Here is a 21,008-nt window from a genome sequence, read left to right as displayed (position 1 = left end):
CCCATGGCTGATCAGCGGAGCCGTCGCCGACGGTGGACGAGCTGGTTCGTGCCGTCCGCCGAGGGGCACGCGCACGGGCACGTCCCGGGGCACGACCGCCCGCACGGGTCCAGCCACGGCCGCACGGTCCCGCGGGACGACGCCGTCACCGCCGAGGTCCCAGTCGTGGCGCCGGTGGTGCCGGCGCCGAACGGTCCCGTGTCGTCGTCACCGTCGTCGGGCACGGACGGCCGCGACACGGTGGAGCCCCAGGTGGACGCCGGCCGCTTCACGCTCCAGGGACGCATCGGGGCGGGGAACCACGGGGTCGTCTTCCGCGCCGTCGACCGCCACCTCGGCCGCCAGGTCGCGATCAAGCGGTTCTCGCACTTCCTCGCCGACGACCCCCGCGCCATGCGTCGCATCACCCGCGAGGTCGAGACGCTGGCGCGGGTGTCGCACCCGAACGTGGTCACCGTGCACGACCTGGTGCGCATGCCCGACGGCGACGGCGAGGTGGTCCCGCACCTGGTGATGGAGCTCGTCGAGGGCACCTCGCTGCGCGACCTCCTGGCCCAGCGCGGGCCGAGCCCGAGGTCCGTGGTCGTGGTCCTGGGCGTGCTCGACGGGCTCGCGGCCTGCCACCGAGCCGGCATCCTGCACCTCGACATCAAGCCGGCCAACGTGCTGGTCACCCCCGCCGGCGGCATCAAGATCGTCGACTTCGGCATCGCGCGGGCGGCCTCCGACGCGACGGCCACCGTGGCCGGCACGCCGCACTACATGGCGCCGGAGCAGTACGACGGCCGCGCGGACGAGCGCAGCGACGTCTACTCCGTCGGCTGCCTGCTGTTCGAGTGCCTGACGGGCCGGGCGCCGTTCGAGGGCACGATGGCCACCCAGCTGATGGCGCACCGCACGCAGGCCCGGCCCGACCCGCGTGCGAGTGCCCCCTGGGTGGGTGCCTCGCTGGCGGCGGTCGTCCAGAAGGCCATGGCGATCAACCCGGCCGACCGGTACGACGGGGTCGGTTCCATGGCGGCCGCGTTGTCGGCCGCGGCCGCGGACGTCGACACCGACGAAGCGGCTCGCTCCCTGGCCCAGCCCGTGGCCCAGCCCGCCGCGGTGCTGCCCACCGGCCCGGCATCGCGACCCGCCGCGGACCCCGTGGCCGAGCCGATGATCCGACCGTTGTCGCGTCCGGGTGAGCTGGGGGACCGGCGGCGTCCTCCGGAGCAGGAAGCCGCGCCGGAGGCGCTCGGGCACGCCGGACCGTCGGTCACGCGCTGGACCCGTCTCGTGTCGCTGCTGCTCGGTCTCGGCGCCAGTGCTGCGGTGCTGGCCGTGGTGCCGATGGTCGCGTGGGCGAGCCTCGACCTCGCCCCGTCGTCCACCCGGCCCCGCGCGATGGACGACCTCTCGGCCGACGCGTGGTGGATGATCTCGGTCGGCATCGCTCTCGTGCTCCTGGTCCTGAGGCGCAAGCGGTTCTTCCCCCGGCTCGCGGGCCCTCAGGTCGGAGCGCCGCTGCCCGACGGTCCACTCGCGCCGAGCGCTCGAGGTGGCATCGCGATGGCGTTCGGCGCGGCGGTGAAGGGCAGCCTCCCGCTGCTGCTTCCCTGGTACGTCCTCGGGCTGCTGGCCCTGCTGACCGCGAGCGGCTTCGGTGCGCCCGACGACCCCTACGCGGACGTCTGGACGACGCTGTGGGTGCTCGCGCCACTCGTCGCGGTCGTGCTCGGCGTGCGCAGCATCACGGGCATGCGGATGCGCCTGGGTGCCATCACGGTGTCGTTCCTGTGCCTGATGATCGCGGCCGGCGCGGCGGTCTACTTCGTGCTCGCCGCCACCTTCGTGGTCTGAGGGCTCGGACCTCAGCGTGCGAGCAGCCGCAGCGCGCCGGTGGCCCACCACCGGCCCGCGGTCGGGCCGCCCTGGCACGTGCCGTCGGACTCGCCCGGCCGCTTCACCCACAGGTACGCGTCGAGCCCGGACCGGTTGACGACGGCCGGAGCCCGCCCGATCCGAGCGGCCCGGGGATTGCAGAAGTCCCATGCGTCAGGAGGTGTCGTGGCACCGTTGCGGGACGTGTCGAGGACGTAGCGCTTCCCGGTCACGCCGCGCTTGCGCAGAGCGGTCAGCACCTGGGAGGCGTACGCGGCCTCGTCCTTCGTCGGTCGGAAGTTCGACACGTTGACGGCGAACCCGCGCGCGGTCCGGACGCCGGAGGAGACGAGGCGGTCGGCCATCACGTCGGGGGACTGCCAGCTGCTGTGCCCGGCGTCGAGGTACACCCACGCGCCGGCCGACGTCAGTCTCGAGACGGCGTGGCGCAGGAGTGCGGCCCGGTCGCCCTGACCGCTGCACGCGCCCATGAGGGCGACGGCGTCGGGCTCGAGCACGACCATGGCCTTGCGACCCTTCAGGCCGGCCGCCACCTGGGTGACCCAGGCCTTGTAGCGCGCGGGGCTCAGGCCACCTGCCGAGTGCTGGCCGCAGTCGCGGCCGGGGATCGCGTAGACGGCCACGAGCGGGGTGCGCCGGGCCTTGACCGCGCGCTTCGCGTAGGCCTCGACCTTCGACCGCACGGTCGACGCGGAGTACCCGTCGGTGACCCAGAACGCCTGGCCCCGCGAGCCGATCTTCGCGAAGCGCCTGTCCTTCGCCGCCGCCTTCGCGGCCGCGCCCGTCGGGTCCACGTAGACCGGGCGGGTGAGGCGTGGGTCGGCCTTGGCCGCGGACGCCGGAGTCCCGGCGACGAGCGTGGCCAGGACGGCGCACAGCAGCACCGCGAGCAGCCCGGACCGGGCGGTCGCGGGCAGCCTGAGACGTCGCGTGGCTCCCTCCACGGGCGAGATCCTACGGGTGGGTGACGGTCGGCGTGGTCGCTTTCGTGCACGATCCGCCGCGGGAGGCTCGCTGGGCGAAGGCACCCGCGCCGGTCAGGTCGTCGTGACCTCGGCGACCTGGGCGTCGAGGGCGGTCACGAGTGCGTCGGCGTCGACCCAGACGCTCCACCCGTGCTCGCCGGCGCCGAGGGCGATGCGCCGTCCGAGCACCGAGGCGTCGGCCACGACCGGCAGGGCGGAGGTGGTGCCGAGCGGCGTGATGGTCCCGCGTTCGTACCCGGTGGCGGCGAACGCGGCGTCGGCGTCGGGCATCCGCGCCCGGTTCACGCCGAGGGCGGTGCGCAGGAGCGGCCAGGAGATCTGTCGGTCGCCGGGCACGAGGACGAGCACGAACGCGTCGCCGTGCTGCACCACGAGCGTCTTGACGATGTCGCCGGGCGGCACACCGAGCAGGGCGGCGGCCTCCTCGAGGCTCCCGGCCGCAGGGCGCTCGACGAGCTCGACCTCCAGCCCACGGCGCTCCGCGTCGGCCAGCACCCGCTCTCGCCCCATGGGTTCATCGTGCCAGGGGCTTGCTAGCGTCGCGGCCGTGACCGAGCACGCCTATCCGGACCACGAGCGGGAGACCGTGCACCGGGTGATCGCCGAACGTCGGGACATGCGGCACTTCGCCGGGGGTGAGGTTCCTTCGGACGTGCTGGCCCGGCTGCTCGAGGCCGCGCACCGAGCCCCCAGCGTCGGGCTGATGCAGCCGTGGCGGTTCGTTCGGGTCACGGACCGCTCGTTGAGGCTGCGGCTGCACGCCCACGTCGAGACCGAGCGACGCCTCACCGCCGAGGCGATGGGGGAGCGCTCCGAGGAGTTCATGCGGCTCAAGGTCGAGGGCGTGCTCGACTGCGCGGAGCTGCTGGTGGTGGCCCTGACCGACGACCGTGACCGACACGTGTTCGGTCGACGCACGATGCCGCACATGGACCTCGCCTCCGCCTCCTGCGCGATCCAGAACCTCTGGCTGGCCGCGCGGGCCGAGGGCTACGGCATGGGCTGGGTCTCGCTGTTCGACCCGGAGGTCGTTGCCGCCGAGATCGGGATGCCCGTCGGTGCGGAGCCCATCGCGATCCTCTGCCTGGGCCCGGTCCAGGCCTTCTACGAGCGTCCGATGCTCGAGCAGGAGCACTGGACGTCGCCGCGGCCCCTCGTCGCGCTGCTGGGAGAAAACCGCTGGCCCGCCGACGAGGCATCGACGCCCGTCAACCCTTGACCTGTCGTTGACCTTCGGTTCTGATGGAGGGACGCTCGGGCACCTCACCGCCCGGGCGATGGGAGAACGACCTTCTCTCGGGATGGACGACGGGGCCGGATCACTTCCCCTGGGCCGGCTCCGTCGTTCCCCTCCCGGCTACAGCGTGGTGCCGTCCTCGAGCCGCAGGAACTCCAGGTGTCCCTCGTAGGCGTCGAGCACGTCGTCGATCAGCTGACCGTGCGTGTACCCCATGACGTCGTAGCCCTGGCCGCCGTGGCGCAGGTGCACCTCGAGCCGGGCGTAGTAGTCGTCGCCCTTCGGCACGAGCGAGGAGCTGTACACCGGGATGGGCACGTCGCGCCGGGTGACGCGGTAGCAGAACGGTGTCGTGCCGACGGCCACCTCCGCGAGCAGCTCGACGCCGGGCCTGCCGTCCTCGTCGACGCAGCGTCGCGTGGAGGCGTTCGCCCCGGACGTCGTGAGCTCGCTCGCGACCTCCTCGAGCGCCGGGGCCACGACTCGGTCGAGGAACTCGTCTGCCTTCGTCGCGCTGGGGAACGACATCACCCGGCGCAGGCGCGCCTTCCAGTGACCGCCCTGCGACCGGTCCGAGCTGCCGCTGCGCCCGGAGAGCACCCCGTGGAGGGCGCCGTCGCGGGAGTCGACGATCCAGGCCTCGGCCTGCAGTGCTCGGTGCAGACCGACCATCACCGCCACCATGACGAGCGCGAACGGGATGCCCATGATGATCGTCGCCGACTGCAGGGTGGCGATGCCGCCGACCGCCAGCAGGGCGATGGTGAGCGCTCCTGTGGCCACGGCCCAGAAGATGCGCAGCGGCGCGCCGGCGTCGGCGTGGACGTCGCGCATCCGCGACGACAGGTTGGCCATGATGAGTGCTCCCGAGTCGGCCGACGTCACGTAGAACAGCAGGCCGGTGAACGTCGCGATCGAGGCGAGGAACGTGAAGCCGGGGTACTCGGCGAGCATCGTGTAGAAGCCCTGCTCCGGCGTGTTCATGGTCAGCTCGCCGAACGTCTGGTTCCCCTGCCGCACCAGGTCGATCGATGCGTTCCCGAAGATCGAGATCCACATGAGGACGTAGAGGAACGGGATGATGAGCGTGCCGAGCACGAACTGACGGATGGTGCGCCCACGCGAGATGCGCGCCAGGAAGAGCCCCACGAACGACGCCCACGCGATCCACCACGCCCAGAAGAACAGCGTCCAGTCGGCCATCCACGACCCGGTGTCCTCGTGCGCGAAGGTCTGAAGGGTCATGTCGGGGAACAGGCGCACGAAGTCGCCCACGTTCAGCACGAGTGCGTTGAGGAGGTAGGCCGTGCGGCCGGTCACCAGGATCCACACGGCCAGGCCGACGGCGAGCAGGACGTTCGCCTGCGAGAGCCACTTGATGCCCTTGTCGACGCCCGAGACAGCCGACAGCGTCGCCATCGAGATCCCGACCACGATCAAGGTGATCTGCGCCGTGAGACCCATCGGCACGTCGAAGAGCATGTTCAGGCCGAAGTTCAGCTGCACGACCGCGATCCCGAGCGTGGTGGCGACGCCGAAGATCGTGCCGAGCACGGCGGCGAGGTCGACCGTGTCCCCCATCCAGCCCTCGGTGCGACGACCGATGAGCGGCTGCAGCGCCGAACGAACCGCGAGGGGCAGGTTCATCCGGTACGCGAAGTACCCGAGGGCCACGCCCATGAGGGCGTACATGCCCCAGCCGCTGAACCCGTAGTGGAAGAGCGTCCACACGGTGGCCTCGCGGGCGGCGTCGACGGTCTCGGGCTCGCCCGAGGGCGGCGCCAGGTACTGGGTGACCGGCTCGGCCACCGCGAAGAACATGAGGTCGGTCCCGATGCCGGCCGCGAACAGCATGGAGGCCCAGGCGAACGTGCTGAACTCCGGCTGCGCGTGCTCCGGTCCCAGCTTCGTGCGGCCGAACCGCGAGGTCGCGATGTAGACGACGAACACGAGGATGGCGGTGGCGAGCAGCACGTAGAACCAGCCGAACCAGTCAGTGGCCCACCCGACCAGGGTTGCGAGGCTTGCGTCAGCACTCGAGGGCGAGACGAGCGCCCATGCGGTGATGCCGACGATGACGACGGAGGCCCCGAGGAACACGGGGAGGTTGACGCGCGAGGCCGGCTCCTCTGTCGCACCGTCCGAGCCCGCGGTGCCGCGGTCCACGACGCTCATGCTGTCGCTCCGGCGTTGCGCCGCACCGTGCCGGGGGCGGCGTCGTTGCGCGGGTCGCCCTCGGGCCACAGGGGCATCCCGGTCCCGTGACGGTAGAACGGCACGTCCTCGGGCGCCAGGGGTGTGTTCCCCGCGATGAGGTCGGCGGCCTTCTCGGCCACCATCATCACCGGCGCGTAGATGTTGCCGTTCGTGACGTACGGGAAGACCGACGCGTCGACGACCCGCAGCCCCTCGGTGCCGTGCACCCGCATGGTGGCGGGATCGACGACGCTGAGGTCGTCGGTGCCCATCTTGGCCGTGCACGAGGGGTGCAGGGCGGTCTCGGCGTCCTTGGCGACCCAGTCGAGGATCTCCTGGTCGGTCTCCACGGACGGGCCGGGGGAGATCTCGCCGGCACTGAAGGCCGAGAACGCGGGCTGCTCGAGGATGTCGCGCGCGGCGCGGATCATCTCGATCCACTCGCGTCGGTCGTTCTCGGTGGACAGGTAGTTGAACCGCAGGGCGGGGTGCTCACGGGGATCGCGGCTCTTGATCTTGAGCGAGCCGCGCACGTCGGAGTACATGGGTCCGATGTGCACCTGGTACCCGTGCCCGCCGTGCTCCTCGCCACCCGCGGGCTTGGACCCGTCGTACCGGATGGCGATGGGCAGGAAGTGGAACATCAGGTTCGGGTACTCGACCTGGTCGTTGCTGCGGACGAAGCCGCCGGCCTCGAAGTGGTTGGAGGCGCCGACGCCGCGGCGCAGGAACATCCACTCGGCACCGATGCGCGGCTTGTGGCGGTGCTTGAGCCACGGCGCGATCGACACCGGCTGCTTGGAGGCGTGCTGGATGTAGACCTCGAGGTGGTCCTGCATGTTCTCGCCGACGCCGGGCAGGTCGACGACCGGGTCGATGCCCAGGGCGCGCAGCTCCTCGGCGTTGCCGATGCCGGCCAGCTGCAGCAGCTGGGGGGAGTTGAAGGCGCCGCCGCACAGGACGACCTCACCGGCCTGCACCGAGCGCTCGAGCCGTCCGCCGCGCACGTAGTCGACACCCGTCACGCGGTTCCCCTGCGTCCTCAGGCCCGTGACGAACGAGAGCGTGTGCACGGTCAGGTTCTTGCGGTGCTTGACCGGTGCCAGGTAGGCCTGGCTGGCGCTGAGTCGTCGTCCGCGGTGCACGTTGCGGTCGAACTTGGCGAAGCCCTCCTGGCGGTAGCCGTTCACGTCGTCGGTGAGAGGGTGGCCCGCCTGCTGGACGGCCTCGAAGAACGCCCCGAAGAGCGGGGACGTGGCGGGACCGCGCTCCAGGACGAGCGGACCGGAACCGCCGCGCCACGCGTCGGCACCGGCCAGGCAGGTCTCCATGCGCTTGAAGTACGGCAGGCAGTGGGCGTAGTCCCAGTGCTCGAGGCCTGGTTCACCGGCCCACCGCTCGTAGTCGAGCGGGTTGCCGCGCTGGAAGATCATGCCGTTGATGCTCGACGAGCCGCCGAGGACCTTGCCGCGGGCGTGGAAGACGCGGCGGCCACCCATGTGGGGCTCGGGCTCGGACTCGTAGCGCCAGTCGTAGAGCGGGTTCCCGATCGGGTACGGCAGGGCCGCAGGCATGTGGATGAACGGGTCCAGCTTGGTGTCGGGGCGCCCGGCCTCGAGCACCAGCACGCTCGTGGAGGGGTCGGCGCTCAGCCGGTTGGCCAGGGCGGAGCCGGCGGACCCGCCGCCGACGATGACGTAGTCGTAGCTCTTCACGCGTGCTCCTCGGTGCTGGGCTGGTCGGTGCTGGGCTGGTCGGTGCTGGGCTGGTCGCTGCTGGTCCCGTCGGACGGGGCGCCGAACCAGCCGGTCGGCGCAGGACGGGTGTTGTGCCAGACGTGCTTGGACTCTCGGTACTCGTCGAGCCCGGCGAGCCCCAGCTCGCGGCCGATGCCGCTCTGCTTGAAGCCGCCCCACTCGGCCTGGGGCACGTAGGGGTGGTAGTCGTTGATCCAGATGGTGCCGTGCCGCAGACGCGAGGCGACGCGCTCGGCGCGACCGGCGTCCTGGGTCCACACGGCCCCGGCCAGGCCGTAGATCGTGTCGTTCGCGATCGAGACCGCGGCCTCCTCGAGGCCGTCGGCGTCGGCGCCGGTGAACCGTTCCACCGTGAGGACGGGCCCGAAGCTCTCGTCCTGCACGCAGGACATGTCGGCCGAGCACTCGTCGAGGATGGTGGGGAGGTAGTAGAAGCCGTCGGCGAGCGCGGCGTCGTCGGGTCGGGCTCCGCCGACGCGCAGCACCGCACCCTCCTCGATACCGGCGGCCACGTAGGCCTCGACCTTCTCGCGGTGCGCGGCGCTGATGAGCGGACCGGTCTCGGCCTGCTCGTCGTCGGGCCCACCGAGCCGGATGCGGGCCGCACGCTCGACGAGCTCGTCGACGAACGCGTCGTGGATCGAGTCCTCGACGACGAGCCGGGTACCGGCGGAGCAGACCTGCCCGGAGTCCAGGAACACCGCGGTGAGGGCGTTGTCGATCGCCGCGTCCCAGTCGGCGTCGGCGAAGACGATGTTGGGGTTCTTGCCCCCGAGCTCGAGGGCGATCTTCTTCACGGTCGGGGCGGCGGACGCCATGATGCGACGGCCGGTGGCCAGCCCCCCGGTGAACGAGACGAGGTCGACCGCACGCGGCTCGGTGAGGGCCGGGCCGACGCGGTCGCCCGCGCCGAGCACCAGGTTCGCGACACCGTCGGGCAGCCCGAGGTCGGCCAAGGTGCGCACCAGCCAGATCGCGGTCGAGGGGGTGAGCTCGCTCGGCTTGAGCACGAACGTGCACCCGGCGGCCAGTGCAGGGGCGACCTTCCACGACGTCTGCAGCAGCGGGAAGTTCCACGGCGTGATGAGGGAGCACACGCCCACCGGCTCGTGGACGATCCGGCTCCTCACGGCCGGCATGCCGGCATCGACGACGCGGCCGGCGTCGGCCTGGGCCAGCCCGGCGAAGTGACGGAAGACGCCGATCACGTCGTCCATGTCGATGCGGGCCTCGACCATGCGCTTGCCGGTGTCGAGGGCCTCCAGGCGCGCGACGGTCTCCTTCTCGGCCTCGAGCCGGTCGGCGAGGCGGTGCAGGAGCGCGGCGCGCTCGGGGGAGGGCGTGCGGGGCCAGGGGCCGTCGTCGAACGCGGTGCGAGCAGCGGCGACGGCGTCGCGGGCGTCGTCGGCGGTCGCCTCGGCGACCGTGGTGACGTGGTGGCCGTCGGCGGGGCAGCGGATCTGGCGGGTCTCGCCGTCGCTCGCGTCGCGCCACCGGCCGTCGATGAACAGGGTGGTCACTCGGTTCCTCCTCGGTCGGGCAGTCCTTCGACCCAACCGGACCACGTAGAGCACGTCAAACCACGGGTGCCGCCGCGGCGTCATCGGCCGGCGGCACCCGCGGTCCGTTCCGTCAGGCCGTGTGGTGGACCTCCTGCAGCCCGTGGACGGGGGTCGGGATGCCCTCGTACCGGGCCTTCAGCTGCAGCGCCAGGTACAGCGAGTAGTGGCGCGACTGGTGCAGGTTGCCGCCGTGCATCCACAGGTTCTCGACCTGGGTGGGCTTCCACATGTTGCGCTGCTCGCCCTCCCACGGACCGGGGTCCTTGGTCGTCTCCGATCCGAGGCCCCAGCACTTGCCGACGCGGGCCGCGGTGTCCTGGTCGACGATGTCGGCCACCCAGCCGTTCATCGAGCCGTAGCCCGTGGCGTAGACCACGAGGTCGGCCTCGAGCTCGGTGCCGTCGGCCAGGACCACGGACGTCTCGGTCAGGTGGTCCACCTGGCCGTGCGCGAGCTTCACCCGCCCGTCCGCGACGAGCTCGGCCGCGCCGACGTCGATGTAGTAGCCCGACCCGCGGCGCAGGTACTTCATGAACAGGCCGGAGCCGTCGTCGCCCCAGTCGTGGTCGAAGCCCGCGGACTCCAGCCGCTGGTAGAAGTCCGCGTCCCGCTCGGCCATCTGCTCGTACAGCGGGATCTGGAACTCGTGCATGATCCGGTAGGGCAGCGAGGCGAAGATCATGTCGGCCTTCTCCGTGGTGACGCCTGCCTCGACGGCCCGCTCGGAGTAGAGATCGCCCAGGCCGATGTCCATGAGGGAGGCCGACTTCACGATGTGCGTGGAGGAGCGCTGCACCATCGTGACGTCCGCGTCGTTCTCCCACAGCGCCCCGCAGATGTCGAAGGCGGAGTTGTTCGAGCCGATCACCACGACCTTCTTGCCTGAGTAGGCCTCCGGGCCGGGGTGCTGGCTGGAGTGCTGCTGCTCGCCGGCGAAGACGTCCTGGCCCGGGAGCTCCGGGACGTTGGCCTTGCCCGACATGCCGGTCGCGAACACCAGCTGGGTGGGCCGCAGCTCGATGGACTCGCCGTCCCGCTCGACCGTCACGCTCCAGGTGCCGGCGGCCTCGTCGAACGTCGCCGACCTCACCGTGGAGCGCGACCAGTACGGCACCTCCATGACCCGGGTGTACATCTCGAGCCAGTCGCCCACCTTGTCCTTGGGTGCGAACACCGGCCAGTTCTTCGGGAACGGCAGGTAGGGCAGGTGGTCGTACCAGACCGGGTCGTGCAGGCAGAGGCTCTTGTAGCGCGAGCGCCACTGGTCGCCCGGCCGGTCGTGGCGGTCCACCACGAGGGCCGGGACACCGAGCTGGCGGAGCCGGGCGCCGAGCGCGATGCCGCCCTGTCCGCCGCCGATGACCAGCGCGTACGGCTGCGTGCCGTGCCCGAGGTCGGCCTCCTCGGCGTCCCGCTCCTCCTTCCAGGACGGCCTGCCCTTGGAGAGCTCGTGGCTGACGCCCTGGGGTCGGGTCTCGCCCTGGTTCTCCTCGTGGCCCTTCAGCTCGCGCAGCGACGTGAGCAGCGTCCACGCCCCCTCGTCGGTGAGGCGCAGGTGGCCCTTGCCGCGGCCGACGCCGGTCTCGAACGCGATCCAGGCCTCCACGACGCCGTCGGCCTCGGTGGCCGGCTCGGTGAGCGTGAAGGCGCTCGGGTCGACGCGGTCGAGCACGTCGTCAAGCAGCGTCTTGACGCCCGCCGGGTCCTCGACGGTGGTGATGTTCCAGGTGAAGGAGACGAGGTCGCGCCAGAAGCTGGTCGGCGCGAAGAGGGACGCCGCCCGCCCGGTGTCGCGTGCTGTCAGGGCGTCCTCGAAGTCGCGCAGCCAGGACTCGACGCGGGTCGAGGGGTCGGCGGGGTCGGTTGCGGTGGGCGGGTCCAGCAGCTCGGTCATGGTCTCTCCTCGGGTGTCCGTGGACCTGCAGGACACCGCCCCGCCGGGTGTCCCGGGAACCGTTGCACGATGTTGCAACGTGGCCGGGGTCACACTCGGGTCGGAGGTGGCGCCATGGCAGGCTTCGCGGCGGTCGGACCGGGGACCGACCTGGGTCGGCACGCGCAGGAGCTCGCCCGGGTCCGCGACGCCGTCCTCTCCGGGACGCGGTCGACGTCGCCCCTGCGTCCCGTGGTCGCACGGTCGTGGGCCCGCACCCTGAGCGCCGGCGTGCGGCCCGACGTCGCCAACGCCCGCGACCCGCTGAAGGTCGGCGAGGTGGAGCGCCGACGTCGGGACTCCCGCCTGCGTCTCGTCGTGGAGGAGCTGGCCTCGGTCGTCGAGCCCGTCGCGGAGGCCTCGCACTTCCTGCTCGTGCTCACGGACGCCGACGGCGTGATCCTGTGGCGGCGCGGTGCTGCTGCGGTGCGTCGCCAGGCCGACGCGCTCGGCTTCGAGGAGGGAGCGCTCTGGACGGAGGAGATGGTCGGCACCAACGCGATCGGCACCGCGCTGGCGGAGCAGGCGCCGGTGCAGCTGTTCTCGGCAGAGCACTTCGAGCAGCACCAGCACCCGTGGTACTGCACCGCCTCGCCGATCCACGACCCGGTCACGGGAGATCTCCTCGGCGTGGTCGACGTGAGCGGTCCGGCGATGACCCTCCACCCGGCGGTCGTCGCGCTGGTCGGGACGGCAGTGCGCCTGGCCCAGCTGGAGCTGCGTCGTCAGCACGAGTCGAGCCTCGCCAGGCTCAGGGACGCGACCGAGCCGCTGCTCACGGCCGCGGCGGGACCCCACCTCCTGGTCGACGAGCACGGGTGGGTGGCGCGCGCCGTCGGTGTCCGGGCCCCCGAACGGGTGGCCGCTCCGTGCGCCGGTCTGTCGCAGCGTGTGCTGGGCCTGGGTCTCTGCGTGCCCGAACGGCTGGGTGACGGGTGGGTCCTGAGGGCCCGGCCCGACGACGCCGTGGTGCGAGCCCGGCTGGTCGGCGGGGACCGTCCACTGCTGACGCTCGACCACGCGGGAGAGCCCTGGAGCGTGGGGCTCTCGGCCCGGCACGCGGAGGTGCTCCGGATCGTGGCGGCCGCCGGTCCCGCCGGCATCACCGCGGCGGGACTCGGCCGCGCTCTCTTCGGCGACGACGGCCACGAGGTCACCGCTCGCGCGGAGGTCTCGCGCCTTCGCCGTGTCGTCGGTGCGCTCGTGGAGTCCTCGCCCTACCGGCTGAGCGACGGGGTGGAGCTGCTGCACGGGTGAGGGGCGAGCGCGAGCGGGACCCCGCGCTCGTGTCGAGAATCGTTCCCGTTACTGTTCATGGGAATCGTTCTCGACTAGGGGAGTACCCATGCACTTGTTCCACCGATCCCGGCTGCGCGCGGCCGCCGTCGTGTCCGCCCTCGCCCTGGGTGCCGCCGCATGTGGCGGCGGGGGAGGTGACGACGACACCGCCGCCTCCGACGTCGGCCAGCAGCTCTCCGGCCCGCGCCTCGTCCTCACCACCGACGAGGGTCTGCTCGTGCTGGACCGCGACTCACTCGAGCCCGTGGCCACGCTCCCGTCCGAGGGCTTCCTGCGGGTGAACCCGGCAGGCGACGACCGGCACGTGTTCGTGTCCACCACCGAGGGCTTCCAGCTGCTCGACACCGGGGTCGAGGTCGAGGCGCACGGCGACCACTCGCACTACGCCGTGGCCGGCAAGCCGCGCCTCGGGGAGACCTTCGAGGCGCCCGAGCCCGGTCACGTGACGGTCCACGACGGCACCACGTTGCTCTTCAGCGACGGTGCCGGCACCATCCAGGAGCTCGACACCGACGACCCGACCACCGTCGTGGACACCGTGGAGCTGCCGACTCCGCACCACGGTGTCGCCGTGAACCTGGACGGCGACCTCCTGCACACCGAGGGCACGGCCGACGAGCGCTCGACCGTGGTGCTCCGTGGGGCCGACGGCACCGAGAAGGCCCGCACCGACGACTGCACGGGCGTGCACGGCGAGGCCACGGCAGCGGACGGCGTCGCCGTCGTCGGCTGCGAGGACGGCGTCGTGGTCGTGCGCGACGGCGAGATGACGAAGATCGACAGCCCGGACGCCTACGGCCGCATCGGCAACCAGGCCGGCAGCAGCAGCTCGCGCGTCGTGCTCGGCGACTACAAGGTCGACGCGGACGCCGAGCTCGAGCGCCCCGAGCGCATCAGCCTCGTCGACACCGAGTCCGACGAGATCCGCCTCGTCGACCTCGGGACCAGCTACTCGTTCCGGTCCCTCGGGCGCGGGGCGGCGGGCGAGGCACTCGTCCTCGGGACCGACGGGGCGCTGCACGTGCTCGACGCCGAGTCCGGTGACAGGCTCGACACGATCGACGTGCTCGAGCCGTGGCGCGAGCCGCTCGACTGGCAGAAGCCCCGGCCGACGCTGCACGTCGACGGTGACACCGCCTGGGTGACCGACCCGAGCACCAGGACGCTGCACGAGATCGACGTCGCGTCGGGTGCCGTCGTCGACTCGGTGACGCTGCCCGCCGTGCCGAACGAGATCGTCTCGGCCGGCTGAGGTCGGCGCAGACGTGGGGAGCGGTGGACGTCCGTACGACGCCCACCGCTCCCGGCGGACCCACCCTTGACGCGTGACGCGCGTCACTGTCACGCTCACCCTGCGCGACCGAGGGTGTCGCGCGATGGGGGAGTCGCCGATGTCCACGTCCATGCCCACGTCCTCGCCCGAGACCCGCACCGGATCGCCGCGTCCGCGCCGGTCACGGCGACCCAGGACACGCCTGGCCCTCGCCGCCGCCGCGGCCCTCGCGGGAGGGCTGGTCGCCGCGCCGCCGGCGTCCGCAGCCGACTTCTACACCCCGCCGGCCTCGGTGTCGGGCGCGCCCGGCACGGTCGTGCGCAGCGAGTCGTCGCAGTTCTACCTCGACCCGTTGAAGCTGCTGAAGGCCCCGGCCGACGTCACCCGCGTCATGTACGTGAGCGGCAACGCCGACGGACCCACGGTGGTCACCGGCACCGTCCTGCAGCCGCGCACCCGCTGGATCGGACGGGGAGAGCGGCCGGTCGTGGCCTACGCCGTGGGCACCCAGGGCATGGCCGACCGCTGCGCGCCGTCCCGGCAGCTGGCAGCCGGCACCGAGTACGAGGGTGCCTTCATCAAGGGCCTGCTCGCGCGTGGCTACACGGTCGCGGTCACCGACTACGAGGGTCTCGGCACGCCCGGTGTCCACCCCTACGTCGACCCGCGGTCCTTGGGGCGCAACGTCCTCGACTCGGTCCGCGCCGCGCAGAGGCTCGGCATCGTCACCTCCACCGCACCGGTGCTGGTCTCCGGCTACTCCGAGGGCGGCAACGCGGCCGCGGGCGCGCTGGAGCTCGCGGCCGGGTACGCGCCGGAGCTGAGGCTCAAGGGCGGCTACGCCGGGGCGGTCCCCGCCGACCTCGCCCGGGTGGCTCCGAAGCTCGACGGCTCGCCGTACGCGGCGTTCCTCGGCTACGCCGTCGCGGCGCTCGACGACGCCGAGCCGCAGCTGGGCATCCGCGACCTGCTCAACGCGCGCGGCCAGGACTTCCTCGACCGCGTGCAGGACAGCTGCACCATCGACGGGGTCGCCTCGTTCGCCTTCACCCGCACGAGCGACCTCACGGTCGACGGTCGACCGATCTCGGCGTTCCTCAGCCGTCCGGACATCGCCGCGGCCCTGGCCGAGCGACGTCTCGGCTCGGCGCGGCCCACGGTGCCGAGCCTCGTCGCGCACTCGGGCCTCGACGACGTCGTCGACTACGCGCAGGGCCGCGACATGGCGCGCTCCTGGTGCTCCAAGGGCGCGAAGGTGCGGTTCCAGACGCTCGTGACGCCGACGCACGTCGGGGGAGCGGTCGCCGGGTTCCCGAACGCCTTCGCGTTCCTCGAGGGTCGGGTGGCGGGGACGCCGTTCCTGTCCACGTGCGGCCTCTTCTAGCGAAGACCTCGCACGGCCTCGACGCCCCGGTCGACCACCAGGTCGAGCGGGGCGTCGACGTCGATGGCCACCCCCGGCTCGTCGGGCTCCAGCGGCTCGAGCGTGTCGAGCTGGCTGCGCAGGAGGGTCGCCGGCATGAAGTGCTCCCGACGGCGCATCCGGGCGTCGAGCACGTCCACGTCGGCCACGAGGTGCAGGAACGCCACGGAGCCGGGCGGCTGGTCACCACGCAGCAGGTCGCGGTAGGTCCGCCGCAGCGCCGAGCAGCCGAGCACCGTGGGGATCCCTCGTGCGGCGTGGTCGGCGAGGATGCCCGCCAGCTCCTCGAGCCACGGCCGCCGGTCGTCGTCCGTGAGGGGCGTGCCCGCCGACATCTTCGCGATGTTGGCGGCCGGGTGGTGGGCGTCGCCCTCGACGTAGGTCATGGAGAGCCGGTCAGCGACGCGGCTGCCCACCTCGCTCTTGCCGGTGCCGGAGACCCCCATCACGACCACCTGCAGTGCGCCGGTCATCGAGCTCCCTCCCACGCTCTAGAGTCAGCGCCATGGTGACGGCACACTCCGAGGTCCTGGCCGACCTGGGTCCGCGCGTCGTCGACGGCCGCCTGGCGCCCGGTGAGTCCCTGACCCTCGACTCGATCAGTGCCGACTACGCGGTCTCGCGCACCGTGGCCCGCGAGGTCGTGCAGGTGCTGGCGTCGATGGGCCTGGTGGAGAGCCGGCGTCGGACCGGGGTGACCGTGCTCCCGGAGGACCGCTGGGACCACTACGCGCCCGCGGTGCTCCGCTGGCGGCTGGCCGGACCGGGACGTGCCCACCTCCTGCGACAGCTGTCGCAGCTGCGCGCGGCCGTGGAGCCGCCGAGCGCCGAGCTCGCCGCGCACCACGCTTCCGACGAGGTGCGGTCGCAGCTGCTCGACCTGGCCGACGACCTCGAGCGCACCGGCGCCGGCGGCGATCTCCGGTCGTTCCTCGAGCTCGACGTGACGTTCCACCGGCTGCTGCTCCAGGCGTCCGGCAACGTGATGTTCCAGGCCCTCGGGGGCGTGGTCGAGGAGGTGCTCCGCGGGCGGACCGACCACCACCTCATGCCGTCCGAGCCCAAGCCCGAGGCGCGTCGCCTGCACGCGGCCGTCGCGCGTGCCGTCGCCGAGCGTGACGGCGAGGCGGCCCGATCGGCCATGCACGCGATCTGCGCCGAGGTCGTCGCCCAGATGCGCGACGACTGACCGCAGGTCGCTGTCGGACGTGGTCATCCGACGAGGGGGTAGAGGGCCGCGGCGACCGCGAAGGCCGACACGCCCAGCGTCGTCTCCATCACCGTCCACGTGCGCAGCGTCGTCTTCTCGTCCATGCCGAAGAACCGGCTGACCAGCCAGAAGCCCGAGTCGTTGACGTGCGAGAGCACGGTCGCGCCGGCTGCCACCGCGGTGACCAGGAGCGCCACCTGCACGTCGGACAGGTCCGTGGTCTGCGAGGCGATGAGTCCGGACGCCGTGGTCAGCGCGACCGTGGCCGAGCCCTGGGCGACGCGCAGCGCCGTCGCGAGCAGGAACGCCTGCAGCAGGAGCGGGATGCCGAGGTCGCCGAGCGAGTCGGTGAGCGCGTCGCCGATGCCGCTCGTGCGCAGCACGCCGCCGAGCATGCCGCCCGCGCCCGTGATGAGGATGACCGAGCAGACCGGCCCGAGCGAGGCGTCCAGCAGGCCCTGGGTCTCGGACAGCGTGCGACCGCGTCGGCCGATGGTCGCGATCGCGAGCATCAGCGTCAGGAGCAGGGCGACGGGCGTGTTGCCCAGCAGCACGAGGGTCTCGACCAAGGCGTTGCCCTCGGCCACCGTGCCGTTCGTGACGAGCGTCGTGAGCACCGTGTTGAGCCCGATGAGCACGAGCGGTACGAGCAGGATCGACAGCACGAGCGAGAACGGGGGCGGTGGGGCGGTGGATCCGGATCCGTCGTTCTGCTCGCCCATGAGAATGGTCGAGACCTCGACGTGGACGCGCTTGCCGACGTACCGGGAGAAGAGGTAGACGCCCACGTACCAGGCGACGACCGCGATCGGCAGGTTCACCAGCAGCACGACGCCGAGGTCGCCGCCCATGACCGTGCCGGCGGCGACGGGTCCCGGGTGCGGCGGCAGCAGGGCGTGCGTAGCGGCGAACGCGCCTGCAGCAGGGAGGGCGTACAGCAGGACGGAGCCACCGAAGCGACGCGCGACAGTCAGGATGATCGGGAGGAACACCACCAGGCCGGCGTCGAAGAAGATCGGCAGGCCGAAGAGGAACGCGGCGACGCCGAGCGCGAACGGGGCGCGCGCCTCGCCGAAGCGGTTGACCAGCGTGTCCGCGAGCACCTGGGCGCCTCCGGACGCCTCGAGCAGTCGGCCGATCATCACGCCGAAGCCGACCAGCAGGGCCACCGAGGCGAGCGTGGAGCCGAAGCCCGAGGTGAGCGCGAGAGGTACGTCGGCCAGCGGGATGCCGGCGGCCACGGCCGTCAGGAGGCTGACGAGCACCAGCGCGATGAACGCGTGCAGGCGCACGACGATGATGAGAACGAGGAGCACGGCGACCGCGACGGCCGCGATGAGCAGCAGGACGCCGGTGCTGTGCACGGGGGTGATGGGATCCATGAGGGTCTCCGAGGTCGGGAGCGGGGCGACCGGCGTGAGCCAGGTCACCCGAGTGTGCCGCAATGGTAGTACCAATGCAACGTCTCATTCGCGACACTCTCCGTCGCAGGCCCGTCCACGGGGACGAGGCAGCTGCTGTCGCCCTCAGCGGCGCAGGCGCACCAGGTCCCCGAGCTCGGCGTCCGTCAGCTCCGTGAGCGCGCCCTCGCCGGCGTTCACCACAGCGTCGGCCAGGGCCCGCTTGGAGGCGATGAGCTCGGCCACCGACTCCTCGATGGTTCCCTCGGCGATGATCCGGTGCACCTGGACCGGCTTGGTCTGACCGATGCGGTGCGCGCGGTCCGTGGCCTGGTCCTCGACGGCCGGGTTCCACCAGCGGTCGTAGTGGATCACGTGGTCGGCCCGTGTGAGGTTGAGCCCGGTGCCGCCGGCCTTGAGCGACAGCACGAACACCGGCACCTCGCCCGCCTGGAAGCGGGTGACCATCTGCTCGCGGACCGGGACCGGGGTGCCGCCGTGCAGGAACTGGGCGTCGATGCGACGTTCGGCGAGGTGTCGGGTGAGCAGGTGGCCCATCTGGGCGTACTGCGTGAACACCAGGACCGCGCCGTCCTCGGCGATGATCTCGTCGACCAGCTCGTCGAGCATCTCCAGCTTTCCGGAGCGGCCCGAGAGCGTGCTCCTCGGCTCGCGCAGCAGCTGGGCCGGGTGGTTGCACACCTGCTTGAGCTGGGTCAGCAGCCGCACGACCAGCCCGCGGCGCTGCATGCCGTCGCTCGCCTCGATCTGCGCCATCGCCTCGCGGACGATCGCCTCGTAGAGCCCGACCTGCTCGCGGGTCAGGTGCACCCGGTAGTCCGTCTCGGTCTTCGGCGGGAGCTCGGGAGCGATGCCGGGATCGCTCTTGCGGCGCCGCAGCACGAAGGGACGCACGAGCCTGGACAGCTCGCCCGCGCGGTCGCGGTCCTGCCCTCGCTCGATGGGCCGCGACCAGCGACGACGGAACTCCTCGAGCCCGCCCAGCAGCCCGGGCGTGGTCCAGTCGAGGATCGACCAGAGCTCGGTCAGCCCGTTCTCGACCGGGGTGCCCGTGAGAGCCAGGCGCACGGGTGAGGGGATCGCTCGCAGCGCCTTCGCGCCGGCCGAGCGCTGGTTCTTGACGTACTGGGCCTCGTCGGCGACCACGACGCCCCAGCCGCGCTCGAACGTGGCCAGCAGGCGGGCGTCGCGTCGCAGGGTGGCGTAGGTGGTGACCACGAAGCCGTTCTCCACGCCGTCGAGGCTGCGTCCGGCGCCGTGGTGCCGGCGGACCTCGACGCCGGGGGCGAAGCGTCGGATCTCGCGCTCCCAGTTGCCCACGACGGACGCCGGGCAGATGACGAGGGTGGGGGCGGGCTCGTCGCCGGCCTCGCGGGCGAGGTCCTCCAGGTGCAGGTGCAGCGCGATGAGCATGACCGTCTTGCCCAGGCCCATGTCGTCGGCGAGGATGCCGCCGAGCCCGAGGTCGACCAGCTGGGCCATCCACCGCAGCCCGTCGCGCTGGTACTCACGCAGGGTCCCTGCGAGCCGGGGCGACGGCTCGACCGGGTCGCGCGACCCCTGGTGCGCGAGGCGCTGACGTACGTCGTCCAGCCAGCCCTCGGTGTCGACCTGGGTGCGGACGTCGTCGACCTCGACCTCGCCCGTGACCGCGGCCCGCAGCGCCTCCAGTGCCGTGATCTCCTGGCTGCGGTGCTCGAGCATCGCCCGGGTGCGGGCAGGGTCGACGAGGACCCAGCGGTCGCGGAGCTGGACGAGCCCGTGCTGGGACTCGGCCAGCAGGTCGAGCTCGGCGGAGGTCAGCGTCTCGTCCCCGAGGGCGAGGTTCCAGTCGAAGCGGAAGACCTGCGCCCGGGCGAACGCCCGCGGGCGGTCGTGAGGCATCGCCTCGCCGACGCGGCGCACGGTGGGGCGGGCGTCGAGCTCGCGCACGAGGCCGTCGGGCCAGAGCACCTCCATGCGGTAGGCGCGCAGCAGGCTCGAGACACGGGTGCGTCCGAGCTCGCCGATCTCGGCCGCGGTCACGGGGACGGAGCCGGTGTCCAGACGGCCGAGCAGGCGCGTGAGGACCGGCCACGCCGCGGCCGCCGTGGTGATCAGGGTGCGCACGCCGGGCCGGGACCCCGGTCCGAAGTGGTGGTCCTCCTTGCGCCAGATCTCCGCCACGTCGACCGCGGCCCAGGCGGCGTCGAGCGGCTTGACGCGCAGTCGCACGTCCGCGACGGGTCGATCGGGATCGTCGGAGTCCTCGGCCGCACGGAAGGTCACGACGAGCTGGCCGCTGAAGTGGCGCGGCCGCACGGGCGCGCGCTCCACCAGGGGCGGAGGCGCGACGCCGTCGCGCGAGGTCGCCGAGGCGGAGCTCCCGGGGCGTCCGGGAGTGCCGGCACCGAGATCCTGCGGCTGGGTCGCGACGGCGGGCGCATCGACCGCCAGGGCGGACAGGAAGCCCCGCACCTTGGCCTGCGCCGAGGCCGGGTCGGGGCCGATCGCGCGGGCTGCGTCCTGCAGCTGGGAGGCCGCGGTCGAGTCGGGAGCGGCCAGCCGGCCGGAGGCCATGAGACGCAGGGCGAGGATGGCCGGCGTGGCCCAGGCGCGCACCGAGGCGTCCGCGTTCATGGTCCGGATGCCCTGACTGAGCGCGCCGATGGCCTCGGTCGCCGTGACCCGCTGCTCGCCGTCCGGAGCCCGGAACACGAAGCGCGAGTCGGCCGGGTCCTCGGCGACCTCGAAGTCGACCGGATGCCTCAGCAGCAGCCTGAGGTCGGTGGTCGTGGGCATCCGACCATTGTCCCTCACGGCCCCAGCGCGTCGTGCAGGGCGTCCA

The 21,008-nt window shown here is 72.3% G+C and carries 15 protein-coding genes; 6 read left to right on the top strand and 9 right to left on the bottom strand.

Annotation, left to right across the window (positions count from 1 at the left end):
- The first annotated feature begins 3 nt into the window (after window positions 1-3).
- A complete protein-coding gene (locus NBW76_RS11755) occupies window positions 4-1,842 on the top strand; it encodes a serine/threonine-protein kinase (RefSeq protein WP_162239215.1) in 1,839 nt (612 codons plus the stop codon).
- A gap of 11 nt (window positions 1,843-1,853) precedes the next feature.
- Here the strand turns inward: NBW76_RS11755 and NBW76_RS11750 are convergent, their stop codons facing one another.
- Window positions 1,854-2,828 (bottom strand): glycoside hydrolase family 6 protein, encoded by a 975-nt coding sequence (locus NBW76_RS11750; protein ID WP_056554404.1) that lies wholly within the window; start codon window positions 2,826-2,828, stop codon window positions 1,854-1,856.
- A 93-nt stretch (window positions 2,829-2,921) separates the two neighbouring features.
- Window positions 2,922-3,380, bottom strand: coding sequence for an aminoacyl-tRNA deacylase (locus NBW76_RS11745; protein WP_056554407.1), 459 nt, complete (start codon window positions 3,378-3,380; stop codon window positions 2,922-2,924).
- A gap of 37 nt (window positions 3,381-3,417) precedes the next feature.
- On the opposite strand from NBW76_RS11745, the gene bluB reads away from it, so the two are divergent.
- Window positions 3,418-4,089, top strand: coding sequence for a 5,6-dimethylbenzimidazole synthase (gene bluB, locus NBW76_RS11740; protein ID WP_056554410.1), 672 nt, complete (start codon window positions 3,418-3,420; stop codon window positions 4,087-4,089).
- Between the two features lie 138 nt (window positions 4,090-4,227).
- On the opposite strand, the gene betT is transcribed toward bluB, so the two are convergent.
- The 4 genes from betT to NBW76_RS11720 all read right to left on the bottom strand — a co-directional run bounded on the left by betT (window position 4,228) and on the right by NBW76_RS11720 (window position 11,516).
- On the bottom strand, window positions 4,228-6,282 hold the full coding sequence (betT, locus tag NBW76_RS11735; RefSeq protein ID WP_056554413.1) for a choline BCCT transporter BetT: 2,055 nt from the start codon (window positions 6,280-6,282) through the stop codon (window positions 4,228-4,230).
- The gene (betA, locus tag NBW76_RS11730; protein WP_056554415.1) at window positions 6,279-8,018 is read right to left on the bottom strand and encodes a choline dehydrogenase; all 1,740 of its coding nucleotides are present in this window, start codon (window positions 8,016-8,018) and stop codon (window positions 6,279-6,281) included. The genes betT and betA overlap by 4 nt, the downstream gene beginning before the upstream one ends.
- The gene (locus NBW76_RS11725; RefSeq protein ID WP_056554418.1) at window positions 8,015-9,580 is read right to left on the bottom strand and encodes an aldehyde dehydrogenase family protein; all 1,566 of its coding nucleotides are present in this window, start codon (window positions 9,578-9,580) and stop codon (window positions 8,015-8,017) included. Before NBW76_RS11725 ends, betA begins: the two co-directional genes overlap by 4 nt.
- Before the next feature lie 112 nt (window positions 9,581-9,692).
- Window positions 9,693-11,516 carry an NAD(P)/FAD-dependent oxidoreductase gene (locus tag NBW76_RS11720; protein ID WP_056554421.1) on the bottom strand — a complete coding sequence of 608 codons (1,824 nt, stop codon included), beginning with the start codon at window positions 11,514-11,516 and terminating at the stop codon, window positions 9,693-9,695.
- Between the two features lie 114 nt (window positions 11,517-11,630).
- Here NBW76_RS11720 and NBW76_RS11715 point away from each other — a divergent pair, with 114 nt between their 5' ends.
- The 3 genes from NBW76_RS11715 (at window position 11,631) to NBW76_RS11705 (ending at window position 15,511) form a co-directional block, all read left to right on the top strand.
- Window positions 11,631-12,812, top strand: a complete 1,182-nt coding sequence (locus NBW76_RS11715) for a GAF domain-containing protein (protein WP_056554425.1) — start codon at window positions 11,631-11,633, stop codon at window positions 12,810-12,812.
- A gap of 88 nt (window positions 12,813-12,900) precedes the next feature.
- A complete protein-coding gene (locus NBW76_RS11710) occupies window positions 12,901-14,106 on the top strand; it encodes a hypothetical protein (protein WP_056554428.1) in 1,206 nt (401 codons plus the stop codon).
- A 73-nt stretch (window positions 14,107-14,179) separates the two neighbouring features.
- On the top strand, window positions 14,180-15,511 hold the full coding sequence (locus tag NBW76_RS11705; RefSeq protein ID WP_200932663.1) for a lipase family protein: 1,332 nt from the start codon (window positions 14,180-14,182) through the stop codon (window positions 15,509-15,511).
- On the opposite strand, the gene NBW76_RS11700 is transcribed toward NBW76_RS11705, so the two are convergent.
- Window positions 15,508-16,023, bottom strand: coding sequence for a gluconokinase (locus NBW76_RS11700; protein WP_055967763.1), 516 nt, complete (start codon window positions 16,021-16,023; stop codon window positions 15,508-15,510). The genes NBW76_RS11705 and NBW76_RS11700 overlap by 4 nt on opposite strands.
- Window positions 16,024-16,055: 32 nt before the next feature.
- On the opposite strand from NBW76_RS11700, the gene NBW76_RS11695 reads away from it, so the two are divergent.
- Window positions 16,056-16,739, top strand: coding sequence for a FadR/GntR family transcriptional regulator (locus NBW76_RS11695; protein ID WP_055967765.1), 684 nt, complete (start codon window positions 16,056-16,058; stop codon window positions 16,737-16,739).
- Window positions 16,740-16,762: 23 nt separating this feature from the next.
- On the opposite strand, the gene NBW76_RS11690 is transcribed toward NBW76_RS11695, so the two are convergent.
- Together NBW76_RS11690 and NBW76_RS11685 are read right to left on the bottom strand one after the other, a co-directional pair.
- Window positions 16,763-18,142: a GntP family permease gene (locus tag NBW76_RS11690; protein ID WP_056554902.1), complete on the bottom strand. Its 1,380-nt coding sequence runs from the start codon at window positions 18,140-18,142 to the stop codon at window positions 16,763-16,765.
- A 144-nt stretch (window positions 18,143-18,286) separates the two neighbouring features.
- The gene (locus NBW76_RS11685; protein ID WP_082481907.1) at window positions 18,287-20,962 is read right to left on the bottom strand and encodes a DEAD/DEAH box helicase; all 2,676 of its coding nucleotides are present in this window, start codon (window positions 20,960-20,962) and stop codon (window positions 18,287-18,289) included.
- Window positions 20,963-21,008 lie beyond the last annotated feature (46 nt).

This window comes from Aeromicrobium sp. Leaf245 (assembly GCF_942548115.1).
Taxonomy (GTDB): domain Bacteria; phylum Actinomycetota; class Actinomycetes; order Propionibacteriales; family Nocardioidaceae; genus Aeromicrobium.
The sequence above is the reverse complement of the archived record's forward strand: the minus strand, read 5'-3'. Positions and strand labels throughout refer to the sequence as shown.